Below are 7,847 nucleotides of genomic sequence, written 5' to 3' on the forward strand. Positions count from 1 at the left end.
CACCCTCTTTCACCAGCCATTTGGCCAGAGTGCCTTCCTCCATCGTGGGGGAAAGGGCGGGCATCAACAGTTCGGTTGCCATCTTGTGTCTCTCCCTCAGGCGTCGGATTCAGCGTAAATATCGGTCCACAGCTCGGCGAGATCGGGTTCGGGGCTGTTTTTGGCGAATTCGGCGGATGCGTTGACAACGGCCTTGATCTCTTTATCGATCTGTTTCAGGTCGTCATCGGTCGCATGGTCGCCCTGCAACAACAGCGCGCGCACATGTTCGATCGGGTCGCGCTCTTCGCGCATTTTCTGAACCTCTTCGCGGGTACGGTATTTCGCCGGGTCCGACATCGAGTGGCCGCGATAGCGATAGGTTTTGATCTCAAGGATATACGGACCCTTGCCGGCGCGGCAGTGTGCGGTGGCCTTTTCGCTGGCCTCTTTGACGGCCAGAACATCCATGCCGTCGACTTCTTCGCCCGAGATGCCGTAAGCGGCGCCACGTTCCCACAGGCTGGGCGATTTGGTCGAGCGGGCGACCGAGGTGCCCATGGCATACTGGTTGTTCTCGATGACGAAGATCACCGGAAGCTCCCACAGCTGAGCCATGTTGTAGGTTTCATAGATCTGGCCCTGGTTGGCCGCACCGTCGCCGAAATAAGCGAAGGTCACATTGCCGGTTTCCAGATACTTGTCGGCAAAGGCCAGACCGGCACCCAGCGGCACCTGAGCGCCGACGATGCCGTGGCCGCCGTAGAAATGCTTCTCTTTCGAGAACATGTGCATCGAGCCGCCCTTGCCGCGCGAATACCCGCCCGAGCGACCGGTCAGTTCGGCCATCACACCGTTGGGGTCCATGCCGCAGGCCAGCATATGGCCGTGGTCGCGATACGAGGTGATCCGCTTGTCGCCTTCCTTGGCGGCGGCCTCAAGACCGACAACGACAGCTTCCTGACCAATGTAAAGGTGGCAGAAGCCCCCGATCAAACCCATCCCATACAGTTGACCGGCCTTTTCTTCGAATCGCCGGATCAACAGCATGTCGCGGTAAAACGCGAGCAGCTCTTCTTTGGAAGTGTTTGATTTCTTAGTGGTTTTTCGCGTGGCCATGCGGCGTGCTCCCCAAGACAAAGAAATATAGTTTAACGTTAAACCATTTTCTAGCAAATCTCAGGGCAAATTTCGAGCAAGAAATACGCTGCAATGCGGAAATTTGCGCCGCAGTGCAGAAATAGTTTAACGGATAACGATTTCGTCGGGGCGCAGCAGGCCCAGCACGGTGCGGGCGCGTTCATCCAGCAGATCAAGGTCCAGATAGGTGTCGGACAGGCGGCGGGTCTTGTTGGTCAGATCGGCCAGTTCCCGCGCCAGTTGATCGCGTTCGGCCAACAGATCCTGTGCTTCGGCCTCGGCCTGAATACGGCGGAACAGGCCATAATCGCCTTGCACGGCAGCAAAGGTGAAATAGCTGCCCAAGCCGAACATCACTGTCAGATAAATGGCGCCACCAAATGCCGGGCGCCTGCGCGAACCACTCATCCTACTGCCTCTCTGCCGCCTCTTGCCGGGCGGGTTTTATCAGGATGACATAAAGCGGATGCGATGGGAATCCTTAATCGCAACCGGTGCTTAGCGTTTTTTGACCGGCACGCCGTAAAGTTCCAGCTTGTGACCTTTCAAGCGGTAGCCCAGCCGCTCGGCGATCTTTTCCTGCAAGGCTTCCAGTTCGGGATCGACGAATTCGATCACCTCGCCACTGTTCATGTCAAAGAGGTGGTCGTGGTGATCGCGTTCGGCATCTTCATAGCGGGCGCGGCCATCGCCGAACTCCAGCCGGTCCAGAATGCCGGATTCCTCGAACAGTTTGACGGTGCGATAGATCGTGGCGATTGAGATTCTCGGGTCGATCGCGCTGGCGCGGATATACAGTTCTTCGGCGTCGGGATGGTCATCGCTGTCTTGCAACACCTGAGCGATCACCCGGCGTTGTCCGGTCATGCGCAGGCCCTTGGCTTCGCAACGGGAAAGGATCGTATCGGTCATGCGCAGGCTTTCGAAGTCTTTCGCGGGGTGTAGGTCAGCAAGGGCAAAGTTTCCACCCTTTTATAACCCGATCAAAACCAGTGCTTCCAGCGGAACAGCGCATAAAGCAGAATGCCCAGCACGATGATGCCAAGGGTCAACACCGCAAAGGCATACGGCCAGTGCAGCCCGGGCATACCAGCGATATTCACTCCGAACAGCCCGGTCAGCAGGCTGAGCGGCAGAAAGATCGCCGCGACCACCGACAGGACATAGCCGTTGCGGCCGATGCGGGCGGAATGTTCGGCATAGATATGGTCCTGCAAGGCGGCCATCCGGGCGGAGATCGCATCCAATTCCTCGACCGTGCGGGTGGCGCGGTTGGCGGTTTCGGCCAGCAGGTGCCGGGTTTCCGGCGGCAGGAACGGCATGTCGGCGGCGGCCAGCCTGCCAAGCGCCTCGCGTTGGGGCCAGACATAGCGGCGCAGCCGGATCGCAATGCGGCGGGTGGTGGCCAAGGCCTCGCGGTCGCTGTGGTTGGGGTTTTCGAAAATGATTTCTTCCAGACGATCGGCCTCGGTCTCCAGTTTCAACGAGACTTGCTCCAACCGGTCGATCAGCCCGTCGGTCAACAGGTCCAGAAACGCCCCGGTAGTGCGCGGCCCGTGGCCGTCAGCAGCGGCGCGGCGAATGTCGTCCAGCGCGAACACCTTGCGGCGGCGCACCGACACCACCAGACCCTCGGTCACCCACAGCCGCAGCGATACCATGTCGTCGCGTTCGGCACCGGGGTTCATGTTGATCCCACGCAGGTTCAACAGCAGCCCGTTACTGTGAATATCGCACCGCGGCCGGGTCTCGGGTTGAAACAGCGCGGCGGTGGCGACGGGCGGCAGATGCGCGTCGGCCCAGGGCTCGGCCGCCGGATCGGCCAGATCCAGATGCAGCCAACGCCACGCCGCACCCGGTGCCGCCTGTGCATCGGGCCACAGGTCGGTCAGCGCGACGGTGCTGCCATCCGAGGCGATGTCAAAGGCGGCGAGGGGGGATAGGGTATCCGTCATCTCACATCAACTCCGGTTCGCGGCCCAGCCGCTTGGCCAGTGGCGCGATGGTCAGGCCCTGCACGATGATCGAGAACACCACCACAACATAGGTGGCGGTCAGGATGATCGGCTTCCATTCGGTGTCGGGCAGGGTCAGCGCCAGTGCGACCGAGATCCCGCCCTTCAGCCCGCCCCAAGTCATGATCGGGATCACGTCACCGCGAAAATTGCGGAACGGTTTCAGCAGGAAAATCGGCCCCGCCACCGCGATCAGCCGCGCAAAAAGGCCCAGTGGCACCGCCAATGCCGCCGCGACCAGATGGGATGTGTCGAAGGCCACGGCAAAGACCTCGATCCCGATCAGCAGGAACAGCACCGCGTTCAGGATCTCGTCGATCAGCTTCCAGAAGGCATCGACGTAATCGCGGGTTTTCTCGCTCATGCCGTATTTCATCCCGACATGGCCGATCATCAACCCCGAGACCACCGCCATGATCGGTGCGCTGACATGCAGATAGATCGCCAGCTCATAGCCGCCAAAGGCCAGCGCCAGCGTGATCAGAACCTCAAGCGTATATTCGTCGATGCGTTTCATCACCTGAAAGGTCAGCCAGCCCAGAACTGCGCCCAGAACCGCGCCGCCGATGGCCTCTTGCCCGAACAGTTTCAGCGCCGCCATGACCTGATTTTCCGCATGGCCGCCGCCGTGATCGCCCGAGGCGCCAAAGGCCAGCCCGACAAGGATCAGGAACACCACATAGGCCACGCCGTCATTGAACAGGCTTTCACCGGCAATCTGGGTTTCCAGCGATTTGCGCAGATGTGCCTCGCGCAGCACGCCCAGCACCGCCACCGGATCGGTGGGCGACACAATCGCCCCGAACACCAGCGCCACCAGCAAGGGCATCCCGGTGATCCAGCTAAAGCCTATGCCCACGACCGCGACCGACAGGCCGACGCCGATCGTCGCCATGATCAGCACCACCCAGGCCTGCGCGCGCAATTCCTCCATTTTGACATGCAAGGCACCCGCGAACAGCAGCAGGCCCAACATGCCTTCCAACAAGGCATCCGAGAAATCGATCCCCTGAACCATCGCCCGCAAATCCCGCGCCAGTCCAAGGCCGGGCAGGGCCAGATCGACCAGCATCGCCGCGATTGACGCCGCCAAAGCCACGATCAGAATGCCGATCGCTTGCGGCAGGCGCAGAAAGAAATAGTTGACGGAGCCAAATACGGCTGCCAGCACAATCAATAGCGAGGCGATCTGAAGAATATTCACGTCGGTCTCCGAATTGAACGGGTCAGGACGATTTCTAGCACGCGCCGCGCGACGGTGCGAGGCGGACGATCAGGCCAGCCCGGTTGGGAGGAAAGAATGGCGCGCAAGCCACATATGGATGCCTTTGGCGCCAGCTCTTTGATCGGCTTTGCCGTGGTTTTGGCCTTTGGTCAGGTCGTGGCCAAGGTCTCGAACGAGGGCATGAACCCGGTGTTTTTCGCCGGGGTGCGCTCGGCCGGGGCGATGCTCTGTATCGCGGCATGGATGCTGTGGCGGCGGATACCGATCCGCGTTGATCCGGGCACCGGTTGGGCCGGGCTGTTGATCGGGCTGTGTTTCTCGGTCGAGTTTCTGGGCCTTTTTACCGCCCTTGACCTGACCACGGTGTCGCGGGCGTCGTTGATGTTCTACTCGATGCCGGTCTGGCTGACGGTGATTGCGCATTTCATTTTGCCGGGTGAACGGATTTCGCCGCTTAAGGCCGTGGGGCTGGGGCTGGCGTTTTCCGGTGTGGGATGGGCGATCCTGGACAGGCCGGCGAATGGCGCCGAGGCCAGCTTGCTGGGCGATATCTGCGGCATCATCGGCGCGTTCGGCTGGGCCGGGATCACGCTGTGTGCGCGGATGACCGCGATGAGCCGGGTCCGCCCCGAGGTGCAACTGATGTGGCAGGTGGCGATCTCGGCGCCGGTGCTGTTGCTGGCCGCGCCGCTGTTCGGGCCGCTGATCCGCGATCTTCAGCCGATCCACCTGTGGGGGCTGGCCTTTCACACCGTCATTCTGGTCAGCGCCGGGTTCATCCTGTGGCTATGGCTGTTGTCGATTTATCCGGCATCCAGCGTCGCCAGCTTCAGCTTTCTGTCGCCGGTGTTCAGCGTGATCTTCGGCTGGGCGCTGTTGGGCGAGGCCCTGAACCTGACCATCATCGGCGCACTGGTGCTGGTCTCGGGCGGGGTGTTGCTGATCAACCTCAGGCCACGCGCGGCCTAGGTGCCGCAAAAGGTCCGGGCGACGATCTGGTCCTTGGTGGGCGCGCGGGCATAGGCGCTGTTGGCGGGCTGATGGTCAAAGGGCTGTTGCAGAACGGCGTTCAGGGCGTGGAACGGGGCGAAATCGCCGGTCAGCCCGGCCTGGATCGCCTCTTCGATGCGGTGATTGCGCGGGATAAAGGCCGGGTTGGCGGCGCGCAGGCGGGTCTCGGCCCCCGGCGCATCGCGGCCCAGCCGCGCCTGCCAACCGGTATTCCACTGATCAAACGCCTCGGGTTCAACAAACTGATCGCGGGCGCTGCCATTGGCCAAGGCACGGAACGTATTGGTGAAATCCGCCCCCAATTGCGCCATCCGGTCCAGCAGGGCGTGGATCAGATCGGGGTCGTTATCCTCAAGGGTGGTCAGGCCCAGCTTGGCGCGGAACTCGGCCAGCCACGCGTCGCGGAACAGGTCGGGGAAGGCGTGCAATTCGGCGGTTGCGGCCTCGATCGCGGCGTTTTCATCCGGCCCCATCAGCGGCAACAGCGCCGACCCCAACTGAGCCAGATTCCACACCGCGATATCGGGCTGGCGCGCAAAGGCATAGCGCCCGCGCGCGTCGATCGAGCTGAACACCTTGTCCGGGTGATAGGCATCCATAAAGGCGCAGGGGCCATAGTCGATGGTCTCGCCCGAGACGGTCATATTGTCGGTATTCATCACCCCGTGGATAAACCCGACCCCCATCCAGCGCGCGATCAACCGGGCCTGCGCGGCAATGACATGGCGCAGCAACTCCAGCGCGGTTTCGGCCTGAGGGTAATGGCGGGCGATCACGTGATCGGTCAGGGCTTGCAGGCCAGCCAGATCGCCACGCGCCGCGAAATACTGAAACGTGCCGACGCGGATATGGCTGGCGGCAACGCGGGTCAGAACCGCCCCGGGCAGGCCACGCTCGCGGATCACATAGTCGCCGGTCGTCACCGCCGCCAAGGCGCGGGTGGTGGGAATGCCCAGCCGGTGCATCGCCTCAGAGACGATATATTCACGCAGAACCGGCCCCAGCGCGGCGCGGCCATCGCCACGACGGCTGAACGGGGTTGGCCCGGCGCCCTTCAGTTGAATGTCGCGGCGCTGACCGGTGCGGTCGATCACCTCGCCCAGCAGGATCGCGCGCCCGTCACCCAGTTGCGGCACCCAACCGCCGAACTGGTGCCCGGCATAGGCTTGCGCCAGCGGCTCGGCCCCCATCGGCACGTGATTGCCGGCGAATGTCGCGACACCCATGGGGCTGCGCAGCGCCTCGGCGTCCAGACCCAACTCGGCCGCCAGCCCTTCGTTCAACGCGATCAGCACCGGGTCCGACACCGGAGTCGGATCCAGCCGGGCATAGAAATGGCCGGGCAGGCGGGCATAGGAATTGTCGAACGGCAAAGACAGCGGCATGGGCGGACCTTTCACCATTAAAGTAATGCCGCACATGCGACTTTTCCAGCGGCATCGACCTGTGGCCGGGGTGGCGCCACGCAAAAGGGCGCCGAACCCGGTCCGGTGCCCTTGCAATAGCAGTCAGAGATCGGCGCCTCAGCCGTCGAAATCGACGGTCTCGACCAACCGCAAAGCCTCGGCCCTAAGCGGCGCCAGGTCCATCAGGTTGACGTTATCGGGCGTCACGGTGCCCCAGCTTTGCACCAGATCCGACGCCTCGGTACCGGGAACGACCGGGTATTCGTGGTTTACCTTGGCATAGATTTCTTGCGCCGTGGCCGAGGTCAGGAACTCCATCAGTTTCAGTGCGTCGTCATGGTTGGGCGCGGATTTGGTCATCGCCACGCCGGACACGTTCATATGGGTGCCGCCGCCTTCAAACACCGGGAACAGAACGTTAACCGAATCGGCCCATTCTTTCTGTTCCGGATCGGCCAGCATTTCCCCCATGTAATAGGTGTTCCCCAATGAAATATCGCATTCACCGGCCCAGATCGCCTTGACCTGCGCACGGTCATTGCCCTGCGGCTTGCGGGCCAGATTGGCCTTCAGACCTTCCAGCCAGGTCTTGGTATAGTCCTCGCCGTGGTGCGCGATCATCGCCGCGACCAGCGCCAGCGTATAGCTATGCGCGCCCGAGCGGGTGCAGATCCGGCCCTGCCATTTCGGATCGGTCAGATCCTCGTAGGTGGTCACGTCCGACGGATCGACCCGATCCTTGGCGGCATAAACGATGCGGGCGCGGCTGGTGATGCCGAACCACTGATTGCCGGGATCGCGGAACTCGACCGGGATATTCGCGGTCAGGATCTCGCTGTTCACCGGCTGGGTCACGCCACCGTTCACCGCCTCGGCCAGACGGGCGATATCGACGGTCAGGATCAGATCGGCGGGCGACCGCGCGCCCTCGGCTTGCAGACGCTCAACCAGCCCCTTGTCGATGAACGACACATTGGTTTCGATCCCGGTCTCGGTGGTGAAAGCGTCCAGCAGCGGCTGGATCAATTCAGGCTGACGATAGGAATAGATGTTCACATCGGCCATCGCGGG

At 62.2% G+C, this 7,847-nt stretch carries 8 protein-coding genes; 1 reads left to right on the plus strand and 7 read right to left on the minus strand.

Annotation, left to right across the window (positions count from 1 at the left end):
- Positions 1-96: 96 nt before the first annotated feature.
- The 5 genes from pdhA to ABYW26_RS07555 form a co-directional block, all read right to left on the minus strand.
- Positions 97-1,098 carry a pyruvate dehydrogenase (acetyl-transferring) E1 component subunit alpha gene (pdhA, locus tag ABYW26_RS07535; protein WP_372604161.1) on the minus strand — a complete coding sequence of 334 codons (1,002 nt, stop codon included), beginning with the start codon at positions 1,096-1,098 and terminating at the stop codon, positions 97-99.
- A gap of 126 nt (positions 1,099-1,224) precedes the next feature.
- The gene (locus ABYW26_RS07540; protein WP_372604162.1) at positions 1,225-1,527 is read right to left on the minus strand and encodes a septum formation initiator family protein; all 303 of its coding nucleotides are present in this window, start codon (positions 1,525-1,527) and stop codon (positions 1,225-1,227) included.
- A gap of 90 nt (positions 1,528-1,617) precedes the next feature.
- Positions 1,618-2,031, minus strand: a complete 414-nt coding sequence (locus tag ABYW26_RS07545) for a Fur family transcriptional regulator (protein WP_372604163.1) — start codon at positions 2,029-2,031, stop codon at positions 1,618-1,620.
- 71 nt (positions 2,032-2,102) lie between these two features.
- Positions 2,103-3,074 carry a zinc transporter ZntB gene (locus tag ABYW26_RS07550; RefSeq protein WP_372604164.1) on the minus strand — a complete coding sequence of 324 codons (972 nt, stop codon included), beginning with the start codon at positions 3,072-3,074 and terminating at the stop codon, positions 2,103-2,105.
- Position 3,075: 1 nt separating this feature from the next.
- Positions 3,076-4,338, minus strand: a complete 1,263-nt coding sequence (locus tag ABYW26_RS07555) for a cation:proton antiporter (protein ID WP_372604165.1) — start codon at positions 4,336-4,338, stop codon at positions 3,076-3,078.
- A 96-nt stretch (positions 4,339-4,434) separates the two neighbouring features.
- Between ABYW26_RS07555 and ABYW26_RS07560 the strand changes: the two genes are divergently transcribed.
- Entirely contained in the window at positions 4,435-5,328 is an 894-nt protein-coding gene (locus ABYW26_RS07560; protein ID WP_372604166.1) for a DMT family transporter, read from the plus strand.
- Here the strand turns inward: ABYW26_RS07560 and ABYW26_RS07565 are convergent.
- Positions 5,325-6,755 (minus strand): YdiU family protein, encoded by a 1,431-nt coding sequence (locus ABYW26_RS07565; RefSeq protein ID WP_372604167.1) that lies wholly within the window; start codon positions 6,753-6,755, stop codon positions 5,325-5,327. The two genes, ABYW26_RS07560 and ABYW26_RS07565, sit on opposite strands and share 4 nt — an antisense overlap.
- Before the next feature lie 138 nt (positions 6,756-6,893).
- On the minus strand, positions 6,894-7,847 hold a 954-nt coding region (locus ABYW26_RS07570), incomplete at its 5' end, for a Fe(3+) ABC transporter substrate-binding protein (protein WP_372604168.1).

This window comes from Actibacterium sp., assembly GCF_041584535.1.
Taxonomy (GTDB): Bacteria; Pseudomonadota; Alphaproteobacteria; order Rhodobacterales; family Rhodobacteraceae; genus Actibacterium_D.